Here is a 23,966-nt window from a genome sequence, read left to right as displayed (position 1 = left end):
CCATGCCCGTGTCCGGTGGTTGCGTCAACGGAAGATAAACGGTTCGTACCTGTTTCGGTGCGAGCTGAGACAGGAGAACAGTGGCCAAGCCCCGTGTCCACGAGCTCGCGAAAGAGCTCGGAATCACGTCCAAGGAAGCAATTTCCAAACTTCAAGAACTCGGCGAATTCGTTCGCGGCGCCTCCTCCACGGTAGAGCCGCCCGTCGCCAAGAAGCTGCGTTCCGCCTTCCCCGCTGGCGGGGAGAGCGCGAACCAGTCCAAGCCCGCCGCAGGTCGTGGCAACTCCGCGCAGGCGGCACCTTCGCAGGGTGCCCGCAAGCCGGCGGCGTCCGGCCCCAAGCCCGGCGGCCGGACCCACTCCAAGCCGGAGTCCGGCGCGGCGAAGCCCGCGCCGTCCGCTCCGGGCTCCCCGAAGCCTGCGGCGAAAGCGGCACCCGCCTCCGAGCAGGCAGCACCCGCGCAGACCTCCGGTTCCCAGGAGCCCACCGACTCCTCGGCGTCCGCCACGCCGCGTTCGAGCGCCGCACCCGCACCCCGCTCTGACGCACCCAAGCCGGGTGGCGCCAAGCCGGGCCAGTCCGCGCCGCGTCCGGGCAACAACCCGTACGCATCGCAGCAGGGCATGGGCCGCAGCGGCGAGGGCGGCCAGCGTGGCGGGGCTTCCCGTCCCGGTCAGCAGCGCTCGGCCAAGCCCGGTGCCCCGCGCCCCGGCAACAACCCGTTCGCACCCCAGCAGGGCATGCGCTCGAGCGGCTCCGGCCAGGGCGGTCCCCGCCCCGGTGGTCCCCGCCCGGGTGGGCCCCGTCCCGCTCAGGCGGGTCAGGGTGGCCCGCGTCCCGGCGCTCCCCGCACGGGTGCGCCTCGCCAGGGTCAGGGCCAGGGCGGTCCTCGCCCCGGTGGCCCCCGCCCCTCGCCGAACATGATGCCCGGCCACACGACCGGTGTCGCCCCGATCGGTAGCCGTCCGGCTCCCGGCTCGGGTCCGCGCCGCGGTGGGGGCGGACCCGGCGGCACGGGTGGTCCCGGCGGCGGTTTCCGCGGTCGTGGTGGTCGTGGTGGCACGCAGGGTGCATTCGGCCGCGGTGGAGCCCGTGGCAAGCACCGCAAATCGAAGCGGGCGAAGCGCCAGGAGCTCGAGCAGATGTCGGCACCCGCCGTCGGCGGTGTGTCGGTTCCCCACGGCGACGGCAGCACCGTGGTGCGCCTGCGCCGCGGCGCGTCCCTCATGGACTTCGCGGAGAAGATCAACGCGAACCCGGCGTCGCTGGTGACCGTGCTCATCCACCTGGGTGAGATGGCCACGCAGACGCAGTCCCTCGACGAGGAGACGTTCCAGCTGCTGGGTGCCGAGCTCGGCTACCAGATCCAGGTGGTCTCGCCGGAGGACGAGGAGCGCGAGCTGCTCGAGTCCTTCGACATCGACCTCGACGCCGAGCTGGAGGCGGAGGGCGAGGACGTCCTCGCGCCGCGGCCCCCGGTCGTCACGGTCATGGGCCACGTGGACCACGGCAAGACCCGTCTGCTGGACGCGATCCGCAACACCAAGGTGATCGAGGGCGAGGCCGGCGGCATCACCCAGCACATCGGTGCGTACCAGATCGCCACGGAGGTGGAGGGCCAGCAACGGCTCATCACGTTCATCGACACCCCGGGTCACGAGGCGTTCACCGCCATGCGTGCCCGTGGTGCCCAGGTCACGGACATCGCCGTGCTGGTGGTCGCCGCGGACGACGGCGTCATGCCGCAGACCGTGGAGGCGCTGAACCATGCCCAGGCGGCGAACGTGCCGATCGTCGTCGCGGTCAACAAGGTGGACAAGCCTGACGCCAACCCGGAGAAGATCCGCGGCCAGCTCACCGAGTACGGTCTCGTGCCCGAGGAGTACGGCGGAGACACCATGTTCGTGGACGTCTCCGCCCGCGAGAGCCTCAACATCGAGGAACTCCTGGACGCGATCGTGCTTACCGCGGACGGTGCCCTGGAGCTGCAGGCCAACCCGAACAAGAACGCCCGCGGTGTGGCCATCGAGGCCAACCTGGACAAGGGCCGCGGCGCGGTCTGCACGGTGCTGGTCCAGTCCGGCACGCTGAAGGTGGGCGACTCGATCGTCGCCGGTGCGGCCTACGGCCGCGTTCGTGCGATGTTCGACGACACGGGAAACACGGTCGAGGCGGCGCTGCCGTCCAGCCCGGTGCAGGTCCTGGGTCTGTCCACCGTGCCGCGAGCCGGTGACACCTTCCTGTCCACGCAGGAGGAGCGCACCGCCCGTCAGATCGCCGAAAAGCGTGAGGCCGCGGACCGCAACGCCGCACTGGCGAAGCGCCGCAAGCGCATCACCCTCGAGTCCTTCGACGAGGCCGTGGCGGAGGGCAAGATCGACACCCTCAACCTCATCATCAAGGGCGACGTGTCCGGTGCCGTGGAGGCGCTCGAGGACTCACTCCTCAAGATCGACGTGGGGGATGAGGTCCAGTTGCGCGTGATCCACCGCGGTGTGGGCGCCATCACGCAGAACGACGTGAACCTGGCCACGGTGGACAACGCCGTGATCATCGGCTTCAACGTCCGTCCCGCGGAGCGCGTCACGGACCTCGCCGAGCGCGAAGGCGTGGAGATGAAGTTCTACTCCGTCATCTACAACGCGATCGACGACGTCGAAAGCGCGCTGAAGGGCATGCTGAAGCCGGAGTACGAGGAGGTGGAGCTCGGCACCGCCGAGGTCCGCGAGGTGTTCCGCTCCTCCAAGTGGGGCAACATCGCCGGTGCCTACGTCACCAAGGGTGTTGTGCGCCGCAACGGCAAGGCCCGCCTGGTGCGCGACGGCAACGTGGTGCAGGACAACCTCACCATCGACTCGCTGCGCCGCTTCAAGGATGACGCCACCGAGGTGCGTGAGGGCTACGAGTGCGGTATCGGACTCGGCTCCTTCAACGACATCCACGAGGGTGACATCATCGAGACCTGGGAGATGCGCGAGAAGCCGCGCGACTGACAGGTCGTCCCTCCCGTCCCCGACCTGCCGGTCCGGGGGCGGGCGGAACCGCGCGGCCGGGTGCCCGGGTGACCGGGTGCCCGGCCGCGTCCCGCGGTCCGTGCCTCACGGGCGGACCGTTCCGGGTGGGCCCCGCCCTGGCGAGGCCACCCCACGACTGTGCGACGCCGCGGCGTCGCCCGAGGACGAGGAGCACCACCATGGCCGACGCCGCACGCGCCGCCCGCCTGGCCGATCGCATCAAGGTGATCGTGGCTCAGGCACTCGAACGCCGCATCAAGGACCCGCGGGTCGGTTTCGTGACGGTCACGGACGCCCGCGTCACCAACGACCTCCAGCACGCCACCGTCTACTACACCGTGTACGGGGACGAGACGCAGCGCGAGGAGACCGCCCGCGCCCTGGAGTCCGCGAAGGGCATCCTGCGCGCGGAGGTCGGCAAGAACATCACGGCTCGCCTCACGCCCACGCTGACCTTCGTGGCGGACGAGATCCCTGCCGACGCCGCGAGGCTGGAGTCGCTGCTGCGCACCGCCCGCGAGCAGGACGCCCGCGTGGCCGAGCAGGCCGTGGGTGCACAGTACGCCGCGGGGGAGGACGCCTACCGCACCTCCGAGGACGACGCGCAGGGCGACGCCGCCCCCGAGAGCCGGTCTCAGGACTGAACCCGGTGACCGCGCGAGAAGACGTTCCGAGCCCGGCACCCTCTCTCCCGAGGGTGGCCGGGCTCGTCGTCGTGGACAAGCCGCTCGGCTGGACCTCCCACGACGTGGTCTCACGGATGCGCCGCCTGGCGGGCACGCGGAAGGTGGGCCACGCGGGCACGCTGGACCCCGCGGCGTCGGGCGTACTCGTGCTCGGGGTCGAGAGGGCCACCAAGCTGCTCACCTACGTCACGGGCGCGGACAAGACCTACGAGACCACCATCCGCCTGGGGGCGGCCACGGTCACCGACGACGCCGAGGGTGACGTCGTGCGCCAGGCCCCGCCAGAGCGGCTCGAGGCCCTCACGGAGGAGCAGGTCCGCGCTGCGGTGGGGAAGCTGACCGGTGAGATCCAGCAGGTCCCCTCGTCTGTGAGCGCCATCAAGGTCAACGGCGAGCGCTCCTACGCCCGGGTCCGCAGGGGCGAGGACGTGGAGCTCGCGGCGCGTCCCGTCACCGTGCGGGAGTTCACGGTGCACACCGTCACCCGGCCCACGGACGCCGCGGCGGTGGACCTCACTGCCACGGTGACCTGCACCTCCGGCACGTACATCCGCGCCCTGGCACGGGACCTGGGCGAGGCGCTCGGGGTGGGTGGGCACCTCATGGCGCTGCGCCGCACGCGCGTGGGCTCCTTCACGCTCGAGCAGGCCCACACCCTCGAGGAGCTCGCCGAGCAGGTCCGCTCCGGGGGCACGGTGAGCACGGTGCCCCTGGACATCGCGGCACGCGGCCTCTTCCCCGTGCGCGAGCTGAGCGCGGTACAGGCCACCGACCTCTCACACGGGCGCAGGATCGCCGCCGAGGGGAAAACCCTGGCCGTCTCCGGGGACTCGGGTGACGGTGTCGTCGCCTGCTTTGCCCCGGACGGAACCCTGGTGGCGCTGGCCGAGGAGCGGGGCCGGGGCGAGAAGCGCTACGCGACGTCGGTGCTCGGCATCGCAGCGGGCGTGACCTTCACGGATCCCGCCGAGGTCTCCACAAACAACGAACCCGGCTCAGAGGGGAAGTCCTGATGCTGTGGGGCTACGACGGCTGGTTCTGGGCCTCCGCGGTGCTCGGCGCGCTCTCGTGCCTGGTGTGCGTGGTGCAGGCCCTGCGCGGACGCGTACCGGACGACTACTCGCAGGGCTCCGTGCTGCTCCTCGAGGGTTTCCTGCTCGCCTACGCGATCGGTTCCTTGCTGCTTCCCGTGCTCGGCCCGCCCGCCTCCGGCAGCGTGCTCGAGTACTGGGGCTACCTGCTCACCGCGCTGCTCATCCCGGCGGGAACCTTCGTGTGGTCTCTCGTGGAGCGCTCCCGGTGGTCCACGCTGATCCTGGGGGCCGCGGGGCCCGTGGTGGTCGTGATGGTCTACCGCATGAACTTCATCTGGTACTACCAGTGACCCCATCGACCCCACTGACCCCACTGACCCCGGTGGCGCCGGCCGGCGCCCGCGTGACGAAAGGACGGCCATGGACCCCGAGTCCTCCCACTCCACGCTGCAGAAGCGTTTCGGCGGTTCGATGCACACCCGGCGCACCGACCGCAAGAGTTCCGGCTTCGGGCGCGTACTGATTGTCGTGTACGGGATCTTCTCGCTCTCCGCCGGTGTGCGATCGCTGTACCAGCTGGCCACCGAGTTCAGCATGGCACCCGTGGCCATCCTGCTCTCCACACTGTCCGCGGCGATCTACGTTCTCGCCACCGTGGCGCTGACGAAGACCGGTCCCGGCTGGCACGCAGTGGCCACGTGGGCCGTGGGTGCGGAGCTCCTGGGTGTCCTGGGCGTGGGAGCGCTCAGCATGTTCGAACCGCAGCTGTTCCCCAAGGCAAGCGTGTGGTCCGAATTCGGAGCGGGGTACGGCTACGTGCCGCTCGTGCTGCCCGTGGTGGGCCTCGCGTGGCTGTGGATGACGCGGCCCTCCCGCGGTGAGCGGTAGGCTCTAGACGGTGCGCCCCGCACTCGACGAACGACGAGGAGAACTGTGATTCGCTGGAGAAGCCTGGACGAAGTCACCCCCGGTTTCGGTCCCTCCGTGGTGACGATCGGGAACTTCGACGGTGTCCACCGCGGACACCAGCGAGTCTTCGCGCGCCTGCTCGACGTCGCCCGGTCCCACCACGCGCGCTCGGTGGTCGTGACCTTCGATCCTCACCCGGCCCTCGTGCACAGGCCCGATTCGCACCCCGGTCTGATCATGGGCCCGGAGGACAAGCTGGACGCCCTCGAGGAGACCGGTGTGGACGCCGTCCTCGTGCTGCCCTACAGCCTCGAGTTTTCCGAGCTGACCCCGCAGCAGTTCGTGGTCGACTACCTCGTCAAGCCCCTGGGTGCGGTGTGCCTGGTCATCGGCTCGGACGTTCGGCTTGGGCGGGACAACACCGGAGATCTCAGGGCGATCACCGAGCTCGGCCGGGAACACGGCTTCGAGGTCGTGGTCGTGGACGACGTCCGTGGCACCGTGCCGGACGAGGAGGACCCGCAGGAGCAGCCAGCGGACCGCCGCGCCGAGCGCCGCTGCTCCTCCACCTGGGTGCGCTCATGCCTTGACGCCGGTGACGTGCGTGGGGCCGCGCAGCTGCTCGGACGACCCCACCGCATGCGCGGGGAAGTGGTCCACGGCGCCGCGAGGGGACGCGAACTCGGTTTCCCCACCGCCAACCTTGCGCCCGACGCGTCGGGGTTCATCCCGGCGGACGGTGTCTACGCCGGCTGGCTCGTGGACGAGGAGGGCACCCGGTGGCCCACGGCCATCTCGGTCGGCTCCAACCCCACGTTCGACGGTGTCTCCCGCCAGGTGGAGGCCCACGTAATCGACCGCCCGGAGGAGACGGTGGAGGACTTCAACCTCTACGGCTCCACGGTGGTCGTCGAGTTCGTGGAACGTCTTCGCGGCATGGTGGCCTACCGGGGCGTCGACGCCCTCGTCGCGCAGATGCGCGAGGACGTCAGCCGCTCGCGGGAGATCCTGCGCGCAGAGGGCCGCGGAACGGACTGAGTCCCGCGGCCCCGCTCACGACCGGGTCACATCTCCTCGTGCACCGAGGGATCGAAGCCTGACCCGCTGATCCCGGTGTGCATCATGCGCAGCCGCTCCATCTGCGCGTCGGTGAGCTCCCAGTCGAACACGTCGATGTTCTCCGCCATGCGCTGCGTGTTCGAGGACTTGGGGATCGGCACGATGCCGGACTGCACGTGCCAGCGCAGCACCACCTGGGCGGGGCTGCGACCGTGCTTGCGGGCGATCTCCTCGAGCCACTCGCTCTGCAAGAGGTCCGTCTTGCGGCCCAGCGGGGACCACGCCTCGGTGAGGATCCGGTGCTCCTCGTGGAAGCGGCGCAGCGCCTCCTGCTGGTACTGGGGGTGCAGCTCCACCTGGTTCACCACGGGCATCTCACCGGACTCGCGCTCGAGGCGCTGCAGGTGCTCGGGCAGGAAGTTGGACACGCCCACGGAACGCACCAGTCCCTCCTCACGCGCCTCGAGCATGGTCTGCCACGTCTGCACGTATCGGTCCTGGACCGGGTTGGGCCAGTGGATGAGGTAGAGGTCCAGGTAGTCGGTTCCGAGCCGCTCGAGGGTGCCCTCCAGCGACCGGCGCACGGAGTCCGTGCCGTGGTCCCGGCCCGGCAGCTTGGACGTGAGGAAGAGCTCCTCCCTGGGCATGTGGCTGTAGCGGACGCCCTGGCCCACTCCGCGTTCGTTGCCGTAGTTCACGGCGGTGTCGATCAGCCGGTACCCGCGCCAGACAGCCTCCGGGATCAGCGTCTCCGCCTCGGCGTCGTCCATCGGGTAGGTGCCGAAACCCAGCTGGGGGATCCGCTTGCCGTCCCGAAGCACGTGCCAGGGGACGTCCGGGGCGGCGTCCTTGAGGTCCTTGGTCTTCTCGTCGCTCATCTCTTCCTCGTTCTCCTTGACATCACAGTGGGCCCTCACCGCAGGGTATCCCGCGGGGCTGGTCACGCTCCCGTCGCACACTCCGGCGCACCTCGCGCCGTCCCAACCGACGGGACCTGCTGACGGGCCTCGCGGTCTCACGCGGTGGGCAGGCTCCGCAGCAGGTGCAGGACGGCGTCCGCGCTGGTGCGCGCCACGACGTCGAGTTCCATGTGGAACTGCTGCCCGGCGGCCGGACCGCACAAGTCCGACACGCTGCGCAGCGCCGTAAACTCACGGCCCCGCGTGTGGCACACCTGTGCGAGCGCGGTGGTTTCCATGTCCGTGCTCAGCGCCGCGGGGAACGTCTCGCGGGCGGCGCCCACGTTCTGCGCCGTCACGAAGGACCCCCCGGAGAGCATCTCGCCGCGCCACAGAACGCGTCCCTCGGGTGCGGGCAGCGCGCTCGCGGCGGCCACGAGTTCCTCAGACGCCGGGTACGACGCCGGCATGCCCGGAACCTGGCCCGGCGCGTAGCCGAAGGCGGTGGCGTCCGCGTCCGTGTAACGGAACCCGGTGCCGAGCACGAGGTCGCCCACGTTCACGTCCGAGCGCAGCCCGCCGCACGAACCGGCGGAGACCACCACGGCGGGGTCGAAGAGCTCGAGCATCGCGCTGAGGGCCGACGCCGCGTTGACCAGCCCGATCCCGGTGCGCACCAGGAGCACCGGGCGCCCGTCGAGCTCCAGCGCGTACGTCTCGGCCGTGCCGATCGGCTGGGGCGCGGTGCACCTGGCAGTCGCGGCGTCCAGGAACGGGGCGGCCTCCTCGGGCATGGCGACGAACACCGCGGGGGCGCCGACGCACGCGGCGAAGGATGCGGCGTCGTCGCTCACCGCGTGACCTCGTCCCAGTGGGCGCGCTCGGCCAGGAAGCCTCGCACAGCGTCCTGTGCCCCGCTCAGGCTGTGGTTCTGACCCCATCCGCACTGCACCTCGTTCGCGGCGGGGACTTCCGTGGCATCCATGATGTCCCGGAAGGTGAGCTCCAGCAGCCGCTCGAACTCCTCGGTCTCCACACCAAGCATCAGCGCGTAGAAACCGGTCTGGCAGCCCATGGGGGAGAAGTCGATCAGGGCGTCCGTGTGGTTGCGCATGTGCTCCGCCGTGAGGTGCTCGATGGAGTGCACGGTGGGCATCTCCAGGTGACCCCGGTTGGGCTGGGTGAAACGGACGTCGTACTTCACGAGCGTGTCACCGCCCGGCAGCTGCTTGCGGTCGGCCACCCGCACGTAGGGTGCCGCCACCGTGCGGTGGTCCAGGTTGAATGATTCGACGTTCATCTTCTGCATGCGGCCATTCTTCCAGCTCCGGCAGACATTCGGAGCGGGCGCACCGGGGCGGACGCGCCGGCTTGACTCGTCCGCTAAACTAGAAAATGGTCTGACTGCGGTCCGTGGTGGTCGGGCCCCGGGGCGAGCCCCGGACCCCGGGCGGGAATCTCACGCACCGGGCGGACACGGTACTAACTCGAGGAGTTACCCATGGCACTTGATGCCGCAATCAAGAACCAGATCATCACCGAGTACGCAACGCACGAGGGTGACACCGGTTCGCCGGAGGTGCAGGTTGCCGTGCTGTCTCGCCGGATCTCCGATCTGACCGAGCACCTGAAGACGCACAAGCACGACCACCACACCCGTCGTGGCCTCATGGGCCTCGTGGGTCGCCGCCGTCGCATGCTCGATTACCTGCGTCGCACCGACATCGCCCGCTACCGTGCGCTCATTGAGCGCCTCGGCCTGCGCAAGTGATGTGACCCGGAGGTTCCCCGCGCTCCCCGAGGGCGGGGAACCACCACACCCCCGGCTCTGCTCGTGACGAGCACTGCCACGGGCCACCTCACGGTGGCCCCACTGGGGCGCACCCGGAACCCCGGGGCCGCACCCGCACCACGAAAACTCCCTCGCGTCCGCGCAGCATGTCGCGGTCCTCGACAGTGGCCTTCGCAACGCACCGCGCTGCGAGCGCCTCGATCGAAGACCGGTGTGTCGCGCGGGGCGCGTACCACCTAGGAAACAGGAGGTGACCCTTGGAGGGTCCCGAGATCCAGAGTGCAGAAGCCGTGATCGACAACGGCTCCTACGGAAAGCGCGTCGTGCGCTTCGAAACCGGGCGTCTCGCCCGTCAGGCCGCCGGCTCCGCCATGGTCTACATCGACGAGGAGACCTCGATGCTCTCGGCCACGGCCGTGGGCAAGCACCCCCGGGAGGGCTTCGACTTCTTCCCGCTGACCGTGGACGTGGAGGAGCGGATGTACGCCGCCGGCCGCATCCCCGGTTCCTTCTTCCGCCGCGAGGGCCGTCCGTCCACGGACGCGATCCTCACGTGCCGTCTGATCGACCGCCCGCTGCGCCCCGCGTTCGGCAAGGGCCTGCGCAACGAGGTGCAGGTTGTCGTCACGGTCATGTCCATCGCGCCGGACGAGATCTACGACACCGTGGCGATCAACGCCGCGTCCATGTCCACCACGCTGTCCGGCATGCCCTTCCAGGGTCCGGTGGGCGGTGTGCGCATGGCACTGATGGCCGAGGAGAACGGCGGCCACCAGTGGATCGCGTTCCCCAAGCACTCCCAGCTGGAGAACGCCGTGTTCGACATGGCGGTCGCCGGCCGCGTGGTGACCACCAGAGACGGCGGTGAGGACGTCGCGATCATGATGGTCGAGGCGGAGGCCACCGATAACGCGTGGGAGCTCGTCAAGGGCCAGGGGGCCGTCGCCCCCACCGAGGAGCTCGTGGCCGAGGGTCTTGAGGCCTCCAAGCCGTTCATCAAGGCCCTGTGCGACGCGCAGGCGGACCTCGCGGCCCGCAACAAGAAGCCCGAGATGGAGTTGCCGCGCTTCGGGGGCTTCGGCGACGACGCCGCCGAGGCCGTGAAGAACTTCGTGGGCGAGCGCATGGCGCAGGTCTACTCGATCGCCGGCAAGCAGGAGCGCGAGGCCGCCACCGACGAGCTGCACCGGGACACCCTGGCGGAGCTCGCCGGCGAGGGCAAGGCCTTCGAGGGCCGCGCGGACGAGATCAACGGCGCCTACCAGGCGCTCACCAAGCAGACCGTGCGCCAGCGGATCCTGAAGGACGGCGTGCGCATCGACGGCCGCGGCCTCACGGACATCCGTGAGCTCAGCGCCGAGGTGGACGTGCTGCCGCGAGTGCACGGCTCCGCACTGTTCGAGCGCGGCGAGACCCAGATCCTGGGTGTCACCACGCTGAACATGCTCAAGCTGGAGCAGCAGATCGACTCGCTGTCCCCGGTGAAGCACAAGCGCTACATCCACCACTACAACTTCCCGCCGTACTCCACGGGCGAGACCGGTCGAGTGGGTTCGCCCAAGCGCCGCGAGATCGGCCACGGCGCCCTCGCCGAGCGCGCGATCACCCCCGTGCTGCCCACGCGCGAGGAGTTCCCGTACGCGATCCGCCAGGTCTCGGAGGCGCTGGGCTCCAACGGCTCCACCTCCATGGGCTCGGTCTGCGCCGCCACGCTGTCGCTGTTCAACGCCGGTGTGCCGCTGCGCGCCCCGGTGGCGGGCATCGCCATGGGTCTGGTCTCCGACACCGTGGACGGCGAAGTCCAGTACGCGGCCCTGACCGACATCCTGGGTGCGGAGGACGCGCTCGGCGACATGGACTTCAAGGTGGCTGGCACCTCGGAGTTCGTCACGGCCATCCAGCTGGACACCAAGCTCGACGGCATCCCCGCCTCCGTGCTCGCGTCCGCGCTGACCCAGGCCCGTGAGGCCCGGCTGTACATCCTGGACGTGCTGACGTCCGCGATCGACGCCCCGGACGAGATGAGTGAGTTCGCGCCGCGCGTGATCTCGGTGACGGTCCCCGTCTCCAAGATCGGCGAGGTCATCGGCCCCAAGGGCAAGATGATCAACCAGATCCAGGAGGACACCGGCACGGACATCTCCATCGAGGACGACGGCACGGTGTACATCGGGGCCACCGATGGTCCGTCCGCGGAGGCCGCGCGTTCCGCGATCAACGCGATCGCTAACCCGCAGGTCCCCGAGGTGGGGGAGCGCTACCTGGGCACGGTCGTGAAGACCACCACCTTCGGTGCGTTTATCTCCCTGACCCCGGGCAAGGACGGTCTGCTGCACATCTCCGAGATGCGCAAGCTCAACGACGACAAGCGCGTCAACGAGGTGGACGACGTCCTGGCCGTGGGCCAGAAGGTCCAGGTGGAGATCACCAAGGTGGACGACCGCGGCAAGCTCTCGCTCTCGCCCGTCGTCGCCGGTTCCGACGCACCGGCCGACACCGACGACGAGAACTGAGCGGGGGGCCTCCGGTACTCGATGACTGTCGTCGACCTACCCCTGAAGGCGGGCGACCCGTCGGAGCTCGACTCCGGCGCGGACGCCCGCCTTCGGGCATCCCCAACCCCGGACCCCGGCCGCGGCTTCACGCACGTGGTGCACGACGACGCCGAGGGTGACGTGATCACCCGTACGGTTCTGCCGTGCGGCACCCGTGTGCTGACGGAGCGGATGCCCGGGCAGCGCTCGGTGTCCGTGGGCTTCTGGGTGAGCCTGGGCTCGCGGGACGAGGCCCCGGGCATGCTCGGCTCCACCCACTTCCTGGAGCACCTGCTGTTCAAGGGCACGTCCCGACGCAGCGCCCTGGAGATCGCGGAGGCGTTCGACCGGGTGGGTGGGGAGTCCAACGCATTCACATCCCACGAGCACACGTGCTACCACGCACGGGTGCTGTCCGACCAGCTGCCCATGGCGGTGGACGTCCTGGCAGACATGTTCACCGGGGCGGTGCTCGACCCCGAGGAGTTCGACCGCGAGCGCGGTGTGATCCTCGAGGAGATCGCCATGGACCGCGACGACCCCATGGACTTCGCGTTCGAGCAGTTCAACGCCGAGGTGCTCCACGGCTCCGCGCTCGCGCGGCCGATCGCCGGCACGCCGGAGGAGATCCGCAGTGTCACGCGCGACGCCGTGTGGCGCCACTACCGCGGGGCCTACCGTCCTGAGAACCTCGTGGTCACGGTGGCAGGCGGGCTGGAGCACGAGAACGTGGTGCGGCTGGTGCGGGAGTCGCTGGTGCGTGCGGGCTGGGACCCGGACGAGCCCGCGGCGGCCGGTGCGCGGCGTCGCACCCTGGTGGCGCAGCCCAGGCCCCTGGTGGGCACGCACACGTTCGAACGACCGGTGGAGCAGGCGCACGTGGTCCTGGGCGGCTCCGGGCTGCCCGTGGGGGACGGGCGCCGCTTCACCATGACCGTGCTCAACGCGGCGCTGGGAGGGGGAATGTCCTCACGGCTGTTCCACACGATCCGCGAGCAGAAGGGCCTGGCGTACTCCACGTTCTCGTTCTCCGGCTCGTACTCGGACGCCGGGTTCTTCGGCATGTACGCCGGGTGCACGCGGGAGCGGGTGGAGCAGGTGAGCCGGCTCATGCGGGAAGAGCTGGACCGTCTGGCGCAGGACGGCATGGACGCCGCGGAGCTCGCGAAGGTCGAGGGCCAGGTCAGCGGGGCCACGGTGCTCGCGCTGGAGGACACAGGTTCCCGGATGTCCCGGCTGGGTTCGGCGGAGCTGAAGACCGGGTACTTCATGGACGTGGACGAGTCGCTGCGCCGGATCCGCGCTGTCACGTCCCAGGACGTGCAGCAGCTCGCGGCGCAGCTGGGGCAGGACGCCACGGTGCGCACCGTGGTCGGCCCGGGCGCGTCGGAATCGCAGGACTGAGAAAGGTGGTAGGGACATGAACGACCGGATCAAGGTTGCCGTACTGGGCCGAAACGGGCGCATGGGCTCCGAGGCGGTGCGCGCCGTCGAGGATGCACCGGACCTGGAGCTCGTGGCTGCGCTCGGCCGCGGGGACGACCTCCAGGAGATCGTGGACGCCGGGGCACAGGTGGTCGTGGACCTCACGGTTCCGAGCGCCACGCGGGAGAACGTGCGCTTCGCCGTGGCCCATGGTCTCCACGCCGTCGTGGGCACCACGGGTTGGGACGACGATGCCTTGGCGCAGCTGCGGGAGCAGCTCGCGGAGGCGTCGGGCACAGGTGTGCTGATCGCCCCGAACTTCGCCGTGGGTGCGGTGCTCGCCATGAAGTTCTCCGAGCTGGCAGCGGCGTTCTTCGAGTCCGTGGAAATCGTGGAGCTGCACCACCCGCGCAAGCTCGACGCGCCGTCGGGCACCGCAAGCCGAACGGCCGAACTCGTCGCCCGCTCCCGCGAGCGCGCGGGGCGAGGATCGTCCCCGGACGCGACGGAGTCGGATCCGTTCGGTGCGCGCGGTGCGGACGTGGCAGGCGTGCACGTCCACTCCGTGCGACTGCAGGGACTTGTGGCGCACCAGGAGACCCTGCTCGGCAACACCGGTGAGCAGCTGACGCTGCGCCACGACTCGTTCGACCGCGTCTCGTTCATGACCGGCGTGCTCCTGGGCGTGCGCTCGGTCGCGGAGCACCCCGGTCTCACCGTGGGCCTCGACGGCTACATGGACTTGGGCCTGTGAACTCCGCGGGCCGCCGGGGAGGGTTGCGCTGGTGGAGCGCCGCCGTGATTGCGCTGCTCGTGCTCACGGTGCTGCTGCTTCCCGTCTCCGCGGGGTCCAAGACGTGGCTGATCGCGATGCTCGCCCTCGCGGGAGTCTTCACAGTGCTCGAGGTCGGGTCCAGGGGCCGGATCCTCGCGGCGCTGATGGTGGCACTGCTCACCCTCTACCTGGGGCTCTCCTTCCATCGGGCCGTGCTGCTGCTCGACAGCGACGGGTGGATCGCAAAGCTGCTCGGGGTGGCCATGCTCGTGATCCCCGCGGTGGGGGCGTGGGCGATGGTGCGCGAGATCGTCTTTGGCGCCCGCACGCAGCGCCTCGGACGCGAGCTCGCGGCCAGGGGTGAGCTTCCCGCGGACGACCTGCCGCGAACACCCTCGGGGCGCTACGTGCGCGAGGCCGCGGACGAGCGGTTCGACGTCGTCCGCCGTGAGGTTGAGGCACGTCCCCAGGACTGGGGCGGCTGGTACCGACTGAGCCTGGCCTACTCGGCCAGCGGCGACGGTCGTCGCGCGCGCGGTGCGATGCGCACAGCCATCGCCCTGCACGGCGGGGCAGACCCCGAGGCGGTGCTCGTCGGCTCTGGGCGGTAACCTGTGACCATGACTGAACACAGCACCCCTGTGCCGACCGACCGCCCCGCGCCCATGTTCGGGACCCTGCTCACCGCAATGATCACCGTCTTCCACGAGGACGGCGCCGTAGACCTCGAGAGCACGGCGCGCCTGGCGGAGGAGCTCGTGGACGGCGGCTGCGACGGTCTGGTGGTCTGCGGCACCACCGGCGAGTACTCCACGATGACCGACGAGGAGAACCTCTCGGTCTTCCGGGCCGTCAAGGAAGCCGTGGGATCGCGCGTTCCCCTGCTCGGGGGCACCGGTTCCAACGACACCGAGCACTCCCGGTACCTGTGCCTGGAGGCCCAGAAGATCGGGATGGACGGGCTGCTCGTGGTCACCCCGTACTACAACAAGCCCACGCAGGCCGGGATCGAGGCCCACTTCCGCTCCCTCGCGGACTCGGTGGACACGCCGATCATGATCTACGACATCCCGGGCCGCTCCGGTGTGCCGATCGAGCCCGAGACCATGATCGCGCTCGCCTCGCACCCCAACATCGTCGCCGTCAAGGACGCCAAGGCGGACTTCATGGCCGCCGCGCGCGTAATGGCGGAGACGGACCTCGTCTTCTACTCGGGCGACGACGGTCTCACCCTGCCGTGGATCGCGCTCGGTGCCGCCGGGCTCGTCGGCGTGACCACTCACGTGGACACCCCCCGCTACCGACGCCTGGTGGACGCGGCCCTGGGATCGGACCTCGAAACCGCTCGGCAGATCAACGAAGAGCTGCTCCCGCTCGTGCGCGCCACGATGACCCGCGTGCCGGGTGCGGTGGCCGCCAAGACCATTCTTCAGTGGCAGGGTCGCCTGCCGAACAACACGGTGCGGCTTCCGCACGTGGCACCCACGCAGGCCGAGCTGGAGCAGATCCGTGCGGATCTGAGCACGTCGGTGGCTGCGAACACTTTGACCGACTGAGACGAAAGGGGTCTCATGACCCAATGGAACACCGCTGACCTTGTCAAGCCCCCCGCACTGGCGAAGGACACCCTGCGTGTCATTCCGCTGGGCGGGCTCGGCGAGGTCGGCCGGAACATGACCGTGTTCGAGATCAACGGGCAGCTGCTCGTGGTCGACTGCGGCGTGCTCTTCCCCGAGGAGACGCAGCCCGGTGTTGACCTGATCCTGCCGGACATCAACTACCTCCGGGACCGCCTGGACGACATCGTGGCGATCGTGCTCACGCACGGCCACGAGGACCACATCGGCGCCGTCCCGTACCTGCTCAAGCGGCGCCCGGACATTCCCATCCTGGGCTCGCAGCTGACTCTCGCGCTGATCGAGGCCAAGCTGCAGGAGCACCGCATCAAGCCCTTCACCATGGCCGTGCGCGAGGGGCAGGTGGAGAAGCTGGGCGAGTTCGAGTGCGAGTTCGTCGCGGTGAACCACTCCATCCCGGACGCCTTGGCCGTGTTCCTGCGCACCAAGGCCGGGACGGTGCTGCACACGGGCGACTTCAAGATGGACCAGCTGCCCCTCGACGGGCGCATCACGGACCTGCGTCACTTCGCGCGGCTCGGCGAGGAGGGTGTGGACCTGTTCCTCACCGACTCGACCAACGCTGAGGTCCCCGGATTCATCGCGTCGGAGAAGGCCATCGGCCCCGTCCTCACGGACGTGGTCTCCCGCGCCAAGCAGCGAGTGATCGTGGCTTCCTTCTCCTCGCACGTGCACCGTGTCCAGCAGGTGCTCGACGCCGCGGTGGCCAACGGTCGCAAGGTGGTCCTGATGGGCCGCTCCATGATCCGCAACATGACGATCGCAGAGAAGCTCGGCTACCTGGACGTCCCGCCGAACGTGCTCGTGGACCAGAAGAAGGTCGCGGACTACCCGGACGACAAGCTGGTCATCATGTGCACGGGTTCCCAGGGCGAGCCCATGGCCGCGCTGTCCCGCATGGCCAACGGGGACCACAAGGTACAGGTCAACGAGGGCGACACCGTCATCCTGGCCTCGTCCCTGATCCCGGGCAACGAGAACTCTGTGTTCCGCGTGATCAACGGGCTCATGCGCCTGGGGGCCCACGTGGTGCACAAGGGCAACGCGAAGGTGCACGTCTCAGGCCACGCCGGGGCGGGCGAGCTGCTGTACTGCTACAACATCGTGGAGCCCGAGTACGTCATGCCCGTTCACGGTGAGGTCCGCCACCTGATTGCCAACGGTGACCTCGCCAAGGAGACCGGTGTCCCGGAGGACCGCGTAATCCTCGCGGAGAACGGCACCGTGGTGGACATGCACAACGGGGCCTCCAAGATCACCGGTCAGGTGGAGTGCGGGTTCATCTACGTGGACGGCTCCTCGGTGGGAGAGATCACCGAGGCCGACCTCAAGGACCGCATGACGCTGGGTGAAGAGGGCTTCATCTCTGTGGTCACGGTGGTGAACCGGGACACCGGCAAGATTGTCTCCGGCCCGGACATCCACGCCCGCGGCGTCGCGGAGGAGGACAAGGTCTTCAACGAGATCCGTCCGAAGATCGCCGCCGCGCTGGAGGAGGCATTGGGGGAGAGCGGGAAGAACCACACCTCCCACCAGCTGCAGCAGATCGTGCGCCGAACGGTGGGCTCCTGGGTCTCGCGAAAGCTGCGCCGCAAGCCCATGATCGTCCCGGTGGTCGTCGAGGCCTGAGCCCACGGCCCCACCACCCAGCTCCAGCGGCCCGCCCGACATGCACTCCGGGCGGGCCGCTGTCCGTCCGGGTACCCTGGAAGCATGGCGTCACGAACTTCCCCCGCGCGCTCCGCGAAGACCGCCACCCGGTCCGCGAAGTCCTCGGGATCCCCCAAGAATGGCAGGAAGACCCCGGCCCGCGGCACGGCCAAGACCTCCTCGGCAGCCCCGGGTGCCCTGCGGGGGATTGTGAACGCGTGGTCGGGCGTCGGACACGTGGTGGGTGCCGCGGTACGTCGCGTAGGCACCCTGCGCACGGACATCGCCCCCGAGCAGCGCCGTGACGGTGGGGCCCTTGTGTGGCTCGTGCTCGCAGTGCTGATCGCCGCGCTCGAGTGGTGGAACCTGCGCGGCGTGGACTTCGCCGCCGTGGCTGTTCCCTCGTCCTGGGCACACGCCGTGGTGGGCGGGACTTTCGGGTTCATGGCCCTGGTGCTGCCCATCTTCTGCTTCTGCTTCGCCGTGCGGATCTTCCGCCACCCCGAGGCCACCCAGGCCAACAACCGCATCGCCATCGGACTGCTCGCGCTGACGGTCGCCGGAGCGGGAACCGCCCACATTGCGGGCGGCTCGCCCTCCCTGGGAGACGGCTTCGAGGCGGTATGGAGCGCCGGGGGCTTCGTGGGCTTCCTCGCGGCGGACCCGCTGTCATCTCTCATCACCCCGTGGGGCGCGCTCGTGGTCCTCGTGGCGCTCGCCGTGCTGGCGCTGCTCGTCATGACCGCGACGCCCGTGGGGGAGATCGGGCCCCGGCTGCACCTGCTCTACCGCAGGCTCACGGGCCAGACGGAGCCGCGCAGCACGGACCTCTCCGCCCCGCAGCATGACCGCTCCTACCTGGACCCCGCGAGCACGGCGCGTTCCGCCCGCACGGCGCGCTCGCGGCGTCGTCGGGAGCGCGAGGAGCTGGACCGCTACGACGGGGACGAGGCCTTTGAACGCGCTGTGGTCGACGAGGCCAACCGCCGCGAGGCGAAGGGAGCACACGCCACGAGCGTGTTCGACCTGGGCTCGAGCGCTCCCCGCAAGGGCGGCTCTTCGAGGGCCCGCGCCACCGCCACGAAGGCCAAGACCGCGGACGCCGCGGACCTCCAGTCCACCGACTCGGTGCCGAGCCCCGAGCCCGCGCTGCGCCCCGGTGAGAAGCGGCCCACCCGCTCCCAGCGCGAGGCCCAGAAGCTGCGCGAGGAGCAGGGCATCGCGCCGGCCGGGGACACCGCCGCGGCGTCGGACGCCCCGGCCCTCGCCGCGCTGGACGACACCACGGACGTCCACGAGCCCGGAGGCTCCCACGACGTCGCGACCCGCACCCACACGCCCAGCACTCCGATCCCCGCCCGCTCCGAGCAGCTGAAGCTGCAGGGCGACGTCGCCTACAGCCTGCCTCCGGTCGCGGACCTCGTGCAGGGGCCCCCGGCGAAGGAGCGCTCCGAGGCAAACGACCAGGTGGTCGCCGCGCTGACCAACGTGCTGCAGCAGTTCAAGGTGGACGCCGAGGTCACGGGCTTCTCCCGCGGCCCCACGGTCACTCGCTACGAGATTGAGCTGGGATCCGGCACCAAGGTGGAGCGCGTCACCGCCCTGTCCAAGAACATCGCCTACGCCGTGGCCTCGGCGGACGTCCGCATCCTCTCGCCCATCCCGGGCAAGTCCGCGATCGGTATCGAGATCCCGAACACGGACCGCGAGACCGTGGCGCTGGGCGATGTGCTGCGCTCGCAGAAGGCCCGCACGTCCGAGCACCCCATGATCATGGGTGTGGGCAAGGACGTCGAGGGTGGCTTCGTGCTCGCGAACCTGGCCAAGATGCCGCACATGCTCGTGGCTGGTGCCACAGGGGCGGGCAAGTCCTCGTTCGTGAACTCGATGATCGTCTCCATCCTGATGCGTTCCACCCCGGACGAGGTGCGCCTGGTCATGGTGGATCCCAAGCGCGTTGAGCTCACCGCGTACGAGGGCGTGCCGCACCTGATCACCCCGATCATCACGAACCCCAAAAAGGCCGCCGAGGCCCTGCAGTGGGTCGTGCGGGAGATGGATGCGCGCTACGACGACCTCTCCCACTTCGGGTACAAGCACATCGACGACTTCAACAAGGCCGTGCGCAACGGCAAGGTCCAACCGGAGCCCGGCTCCAAGCGGACCATCCGGCCCTACCCGTACCTGCTGGTGATCGTGGACGAGCTCGCGGACCTCATGATGGTCGCCCCACGGGACGTCGAGGATGCCATCGTGCGCATCACCCAGCTCGCCCGTGCCGCGGGCATCCACCTGGTGCTCGCCACCCAGCGCCCCTCGGTGGACGTGGTCACGGGCCTGATCAAGGCGAACGTGCCCTCCCGCATGGCCTTCGCGACGTCATCGGTCACGGATTCGCGCGTGGTTCTGGACCAGCCCGGTGCGGAGAAGCTCATCGGCCAGGGAGACGCCCTCTTCCTGCCCATGGGCGCCTCGAAGCCCATGCGCGTGCAGGGCGCGTGGGTCTCCGAGTCCGAAATCCACAAGGTCGTGGAGCACGTGAAGTCCCAGATGTCCGCGCACTACCGGGACGACGTCGTGCAGGAGGCACCCAAGAAGGCCATTGACGAGGACATCGGGGACGATCTCGACGTCCTGCTGCAGGCCGCGGAACTGATCATCACCACGCAGTTCGGCTCCACATCCATGCTGCAGCGCAAGCTGCGCGTGGGCTTCGCCAAGGCCGGGCGGCTCATGGATTTGCTGGAGTCCCGCGGCGTCGTCGGCGCCTCCGAGGGCTCCAAGGCCCGGGACGTGCTGGTCAAGCCGGACGACCTCGCGGCCACCCTGGCACTGATCCGCGGGGAGGAGCCGCCGGCCGGTGGCGGGACAGCGCAGGAGGCCGCGGGAACCGCGGGAGCCGGTGCGGTGAACGGCTCGGTCGACTACGGTGAGGACCCGGTCGAGGCCTCGCTTGCCGATGTTGCACACGACTACCACGACGGGTCCGATGAATCCGAGGACGCATGGGAGCTGACGGGACGATGACCACAAACCACGACGTAACGCCCCAGGGTGACCCTGCCCCCAGGGCTTCGAACTGGAACCTGCCGAACGCACTGACCGCGCTGCGCATCGTGATGGTGCCGTTCTTCGTGTGGTTCCTGGTGGCCGGGGGCACACACGGCGAGGACTCCATGGCCATGCGGTGGGCCGCGGTCGTGACCTTCGGGCTGGCGATGCTCACCGACAAGCTGGACGGGGACATCGCGCGTGCCCGCAACCTCATCACGAGCTTCGGCAAGATCGCGGACCCCATCGCGGACAAGCTGCTCACGGGAGCGGCGTTCGTGGTGCTCTCGATGCTCGGGGAGCTGTGGTGGTGGGTGACCATCGTCATCCTGGTGCGCGAGTGGGGCATTACCGTCATGCGCTTTGTCGTGATTCGCTACGGGGTCATGGCGGCGTCCAAGGGTGGCAAGACCAAGACCGTGCTGCAGACCGCGGCCCTGATCGCGCTGCTGCTTCCCCTCGCCCCGTTCGTGGGCCAGTGGTGGCTGTGGCTCGCGTGGCTGCTGACGGCTCTGGCACTGCTCGCCACCGTGGTCACCGGTGTGGACTACGTCGTAAAGGCCGTGCAGCTGCGCAACCGCGCGGTCAGGGGAGAGGGCGAGTGAGCGGCTCGGTGCCGTCCGCCCCGGGCAACGACGCCGCTGCGGCTGGTGACAACACTGTCCTGTCCGGGCGGGACAGCAGTGTCTGCGGGCACGACGCCGCGGGGCTGGTCACGCTCGCCACGCGCCTCGGTATCACGGTGGGCACGGCAGAGTCCCTCACGGGAGGTGCGGTGGCGTCGGAGATCGTCACGGTCGCCGGGGCGTCGTCGTGCTTCGAGGGCGCCGTGGTGAGCTACTCGCACGCCGTCAAGGAGCATGTGCTGGGGGTGTCCCGCGAGCTGCTGGAGCGTGTGGGGGCGGTGGACGCGGACGTCGCTGCCGCCATGGCGCGCGGGGCGCGCGAGGCCCTCGGTGTGGACTGGGCGGTGTCGACCACCGGCGTCGCCGGGCCGGAACCACACGACGGCCACCCCGTGGGCACGGTGTTCGTGGGCGTCAGCGGTCCCACGGGCGACTCCTCGCACCGCCTCACCCTCACGGGTGACCGAACGGGTATCCGGGCCGCCACCGTGGCACGTGCGATCGACATACTGACGACTCAAATTGCTTTCACAGCCAACGCATAGTGCTTTTCGGGCGGCCGCAGGGAACAATTGAACATGCAAGCACGTTATGACAGTCGGAGTATTGAGCCAGTCGGGCTCAAGTTCTCTGGAATCCACCGCAGCCGGGATGGTGCGGAGAGGCCCCGTTCGTTCGTACGAGGAGTAGGCAATTCACATGACGAAGCAACCCGTGTCTGTCAATGGTGTCGTCCGTTGGAAGGACGTGGGTGTGGCCGATGAAACTCACGCGGAGACCCACGAGATGAAGGTGGGCGTTCTGCGCCAGGAGATCGGAGAGGTGTTGCGCAACGTCCGCCAGCGCCAGGGGCGCACGCTGCGCGAGGTCTCGCACAGCGCCCGCGTCTCCCTGGGATACCTCAGCGAGGTGGAGCGCGGCCAGAAGGAAGCGTCCTCGGAGTTGCTTGCCTCGATCTGCACGGCCCTGGAGATCCCCATGTCCCAGATGCTGCGCGAGGTCGCTGACCGGCTCGCCTACGCGGAGGGCAACTTCATCCCGGACACCGTGCCGTCGGAGATGACGGAGGAGTTCACCCGGGAGATGCGCCAGCTGCGCGGCGGCAGCGCCGCGAGCGCGCGTTGAGAGAACCCCTGGCGCGGGAGGTGCTCGCCTCCGGCCAGGGGACTTGGGAACACACGAACGGACCCGCCCTCGGGCGGGTCCGTGTCGTGTGCGGGTCCGGCCCGTGGAATCGTGCCGTGCGATTCGGGAGGGTCAGCCGACCGAGGGCACGTGCCCGGGTGGTTCGCGGGGAAGAGACCACGACGAGGAGGAGGTGACGAGCATGCGAGTGAGTGCGTTCTGGGAACTCATGGCCCACGAGTTCGGGGCAGCCTACTGCAGGGTGCTGGCGCGGGACCTCGTGCTGTCCGAGCTGGGGGACCGCACGGCGAGCGAGGCGCTCGAGGCGGGGGAGGACCCCAAGACCGTGTGGTTCGCGGTGTGCCGCGCGCAGGAGGTGCCGCAGTCCCGGTGGTGGGGGCCGGACCAGCCTCCGCGGCGGTGAGGGCGGGCCGACGTGCACCGCACCGGATTCGAAGGTATATTCGAACCCGGTCGCGCGTACTCCACACCCGGCACCGGTCTCTTATGGGTGTCGGACCCCCGCTATACCGTGGACTGCGAAGACATCATCAGGGCCACACCGGCCCCCGAGAACCAGAGGTGAAACATGGCAGCCAAGTCCAAGGGTGCACCCGCACCCTCTCAGGTGGCCGGCTCTGATCGTGAGAAGGCACTGGACACCGTGCTCTCCCAGATCGACAAGAACTACGGTAAGGGCTCGGTCATGCGGCTGGGTGACCGTCCCGCTACGAAGATCGAAACCATCCCCACCGGATCCATCGCACTGGACGTCGCGCTGGGCATTGGCGGGTTCCCCCGGGGCCGCGTCGTGGAGATCTACGGCCCGGAATCCTCCGGTAAGACCACCGTGGCCCTGCACGCGGTCGCCAGCGTTCAGAAGGCTGGCGGCATCGCCGCGTTCATCGACGCCGAGCACGCCCTGGATCCCGCCTACGCGGAGAAGCTCGGCGTGGACACGGACAACCTGCTGGTCTCCCAGCCGGACACCGGCGAGCAGGCGCTCGAGATCATGGACATGCTGGTGGGCTCCGGTTCCATCGACATCATCGTGATCGACTCCGTGGCGGCCCTCGTGCCCAAGGCGGAGATCGAGGGCGAGATGGGTGACAGCCACGTCGGTCTGCAGGCCCGCCTCATGTCCCAGGCGCTGCGCAAGATCACGGGGCGGCTGTCCCACACCAACACCACGGCCATCTTCATCAACCAGCTGCGCGAGAAGATCGGCGTCTTCTTCGGCTCGCCGGAGACCACCACGGGTGGCAAGGCGCTGAAGTTCTACGCGTCCGTACGCGTGGACGTCCGCCGCATCGAGACGCTCAAGGATGGTGCCAACCCCGTGGGCAACCGCACGCGCGCCAAGATCGTCAAGAATAAGATGGCCCCGCCGTTCAAGCAGGCCGAGTTCGACATCCTCTACGGCCAGGGGATCTCCATCGAGGGCGGTCTGATCGACATGGGGGTGGAGCACGGGATCGTCAAGAAGTCCGGTGCGTGGTTCACCTACGAGGGCGACCAGCTGGGGCAGGGCAAGGAGAACTCCCGCCGATTCCTCAAGGACAACCCGGAACTCGCCCAGGAGATCGAGCGCAAGATCCTGGTGAAGCTTGGCATCACCGAGGATCCGGACGAGGCGTCACAGGATGCGGACGCACTGGAGGACGTCGGCCAGGACCTGGACCCTGGCGCGCCCTTCGCTCCCCAAAAGGACGACACGGAGCTTCCCGCCTTCTGAGGTGAGGGACCGCAC

At 69.4% G+C, this 23,966-nt stretch carries 22 protein-coding genes; 19 read left to right on the top strand and 3 right to left on the bottom strand.

Features of this window, described 5'->3' with window-relative positions; genetic code table 11:
- Positions 1-80: 80 nt before the first annotated feature.
- The 6 genes from infB to FS770_RS05105 all read left to right on the top strand — a co-directional run bounded on the left by infB (position 81) and on the right by FS770_RS05105 (position 6,681).
- On the top strand, positions 81-2,993 hold the full coding sequence (gene infB / locus FS770_RS05130; protein ID WP_144942269.1) for a translation initiation factor IF-2: 2,913 nt from the start codon (positions 81-83) through the stop codon (positions 2,991-2,993).
- Positions 2,994-3,193: 200 nt separating this feature from the next.
- Complete coding sequence (rbfA, locus tag FS770_RS05125; protein WP_144942268.1) at positions 3,194-3,658, top strand: 30S ribosome-binding factor RbfA; 465 nt, start codon at positions 3,194-3,196, stop codon at positions 3,656-3,658.
- 5 nt (positions 3,659-3,663) lie between these two features.
- The gene (truB, locus tag FS770_RS05120) at positions 3,664-4,713 is read left to right on the top strand and encodes a tRNA pseudouridine(55) synthase TruB (RefSeq protein ID WP_144942267.1); all 1,050 of its coding nucleotides are present in this window, start codon (positions 3,664-3,666) and stop codon (positions 4,711-4,713) included.
- Complete coding sequence (locus FS770_RS05115) at positions 4,713-5,084, top strand: hypothetical protein (RefSeq protein ID WP_144942266.1); 372 nt, start codon at positions 4,713-4,715, stop codon at positions 5,082-5,084. The genes truB and FS770_RS05115 overlap by 1 nt, the downstream gene beginning before the upstream one ends.
- A gap of 70 nt (positions 5,085-5,154) precedes the next feature.
- On the top strand, positions 5,155-5,622 hold the full coding sequence (locus FS770_RS05110; protein ID WP_144942265.1) for a hypothetical protein: 468 nt from the start codon (positions 5,155-5,157) through the stop codon (positions 5,620-5,622).
- 45 nt (positions 5,623-5,667) lie between these two features.
- A complete protein-coding gene (locus FS770_RS05105; RefSeq protein WP_144942264.1) occupies positions 5,668-6,681 on the top strand; it encodes a bifunctional riboflavin kinase/FAD synthetase in 1,014 nt (337 codons plus the stop codon).
- 26 nt (positions 6,682-6,707) lie between these two features.
- Here the strand turns inward: FS770_RS05105 and FS770_RS05100 are convergent, their stop codons facing one another.
- The 3 genes from FS770_RS05100 to FS770_RS05090 all read right to left on the bottom strand — a co-directional run bounded on the left by FS770_RS05100 (position 6,708) and on the right by FS770_RS05090 (position 8,910).
- Positions 6,708-7,580: an aldo/keto reductase gene (locus FS770_RS05100; RefSeq protein ID WP_144942263.1), complete on the bottom strand. Its 873-nt coding sequence runs from the start codon at positions 7,578-7,580 to the stop codon at positions 6,708-6,710.
- Between the two features lie 137 nt (positions 7,581-7,717).
- Positions 7,718-8,455: a 5'-methylthioadenosine/S-adenosylhomocysteine nucleosidase gene (gene mtnN, locus FS770_RS05095; RefSeq protein ID WP_244944761.1), complete on the bottom strand. Its 738-nt coding sequence runs from the start codon at positions 8,453-8,455 to the stop codon at positions 7,718-7,720.
- On the bottom strand, positions 8,452-8,910 hold the full coding sequence (locus FS770_RS05090) for an S-ribosylhomocysteine lyase (RefSeq protein WP_144942261.1): 459 nt from the start codon (positions 8,908-8,910) through the stop codon (positions 8,452-8,454). The genes mtnN and FS770_RS05090 overlap by 4 nt, the downstream gene beginning before the upstream one ends.
- A gap of 192 nt (positions 8,911-9,102) precedes the next feature.
- Between FS770_RS05090 and rpsO the strand changes: the two genes are divergently transcribed.
- The 13 genes from rpsO (at position 9,103) to recA (ending at position 23,951) form a co-directional block, all read left to right on the top strand.
- Positions 9,103-9,372 (top strand): 30S ribosomal protein S15, encoded by a 270-nt coding sequence (gene rpsO / locus FS770_RS05085; RefSeq protein ID WP_144942260.1) that lies wholly within the window; start codon positions 9,103-9,105, stop codon positions 9,370-9,372.
- Positions 9,373-9,650: 278 nt separating this feature from the next.
- Positions 9,651-11,906, top strand: a complete 2,256-nt coding sequence (locus tag FS770_RS05080) for a polyribonucleotide nucleotidyltransferase (RefSeq protein ID WP_144942259.1) — start codon at positions 9,651-9,653, stop codon at positions 11,904-11,906.
- Between the two features lie 21 nt (positions 11,907-11,927).
- The gene (locus tag FS770_RS05075; RefSeq protein WP_126874824.1) at positions 11,928-13,331 is read left to right on the top strand and encodes a M16 family metallopeptidase; all 1,404 of its coding nucleotides are present in this window, start codon (positions 11,928-11,930) and stop codon (positions 13,329-13,331) included.
- Positions 13,332-13,347: 16 nt separating this feature from the next.
- The gene (gene dapB / locus FS770_RS05070) at positions 13,348-14,106 is read left to right on the top strand and encodes a 4-hydroxy-tetrahydrodipicolinate reductase (protein WP_144942258.1); all 759 of its coding nucleotides are present in this window, start codon (positions 13,348-13,350) and stop codon (positions 14,104-14,106) included.
- Positions 14,103-14,738 carry a hypothetical protein gene (locus tag FS770_RS05065; RefSeq protein WP_144942257.1) on the top strand — a complete coding sequence of 212 codons (636 nt, stop codon included), beginning with the start codon at positions 14,103-14,105 and terminating at the stop codon, positions 14,736-14,738. Before dapB ends, FS770_RS05065 begins: the two co-directional genes overlap by 4 nt.
- A 9-nt stretch (positions 14,739-14,747) precedes the next feature.
- Positions 14,748-15,683 carry a 4-hydroxy-tetrahydrodipicolinate synthase gene (dapA, locus tag FS770_RS05060; RefSeq protein ID WP_144942256.1) on the top strand — a complete coding sequence of 312 codons (936 nt, stop codon included), beginning with the start codon at positions 14,748-14,750 and terminating at the stop codon, positions 15,681-15,683.
- Between the two features lie 15 nt (positions 15,684-15,698).
- Positions 15,699-17,393 (top strand): ribonuclease J, encoded by a 1,695-nt coding sequence (locus tag FS770_RS05055; protein WP_145010430.1) that lies wholly within the window; start codon positions 15,699-15,701, stop codon positions 17,391-17,393.
- 84 nt (positions 17,394-17,477) lie between these two features.
- Entirely contained in the window at positions 17,478-20,441 is a 2,964-nt protein-coding gene (locus FS770_RS05050; protein ID WP_145010427.1) for an FtsK/SpoIIIE family DNA translocase, read from the top strand.
- Positions 20,438-21,070 (top strand): CDP-diacylglycerol--glycerol-3-phosphate 3-phosphatidyltransferase, encoded by a 633-nt coding sequence (gene pgsA, locus FS770_RS05045; protein ID WP_144942253.1) that lies wholly within the window; start codon positions 20,438-20,440, stop codon positions 21,068-21,070. The genes FS770_RS05050 and pgsA overlap by 4 nt, the downstream gene beginning before the upstream one ends.
- Complete coding sequence (locus FS770_RS05040; RefSeq protein ID WP_244944760.1) at positions 21,067-21,636, top strand: CinA family protein; 570 nt, start codon at positions 21,067-21,069, stop codon at positions 21,634-21,636. The genes pgsA and FS770_RS05040 overlap by 4 nt, the downstream gene beginning before the upstream one ends.
- A gap of 154 nt (positions 21,637-21,790) precedes the next feature.
- On the top strand, positions 21,791-22,216 hold the full coding sequence (locus FS770_RS05035; RefSeq protein ID WP_144942252.1) for a helix-turn-helix domain-containing protein: 426 nt from the start codon (positions 21,791-21,793) through the stop codon (positions 22,214-22,216).
- Positions 22,217-22,418: 202 nt separating this feature from the next.
- Positions 22,419-22,640, top strand: coding sequence for a DUF3046 domain-containing protein (locus FS770_RS05030; protein WP_144942445.1), 222 nt, complete (start codon positions 22,419-22,421; stop codon positions 22,638-22,640).
- A 165-nt stretch (positions 22,641-22,805) separates the two neighbouring features.
- Entirely contained in the window at positions 22,806-23,951 is a 1,146-nt protein-coding gene (recA, locus tag FS770_RS05025; RefSeq protein WP_144942251.1) for a recombinase RecA, read from the top strand.
- The last annotated feature ends 15 nt before the right edge of the window (positions 23,952-23,966 follow it).

This window comes from Kocuria salsicia (assembly GCF_007681555.1).
GTDB classification, from domain to species: Bacteria; Actinomycetota; Actinomycetes; order Actinomycetales; family Micrococcaceae; genus Kocuria; species Kocuria salsicia.
Note: the sequence above shows the minus strand (reverse complement) of the source record. Positions and strands in the feature narration are given on the sequence as shown.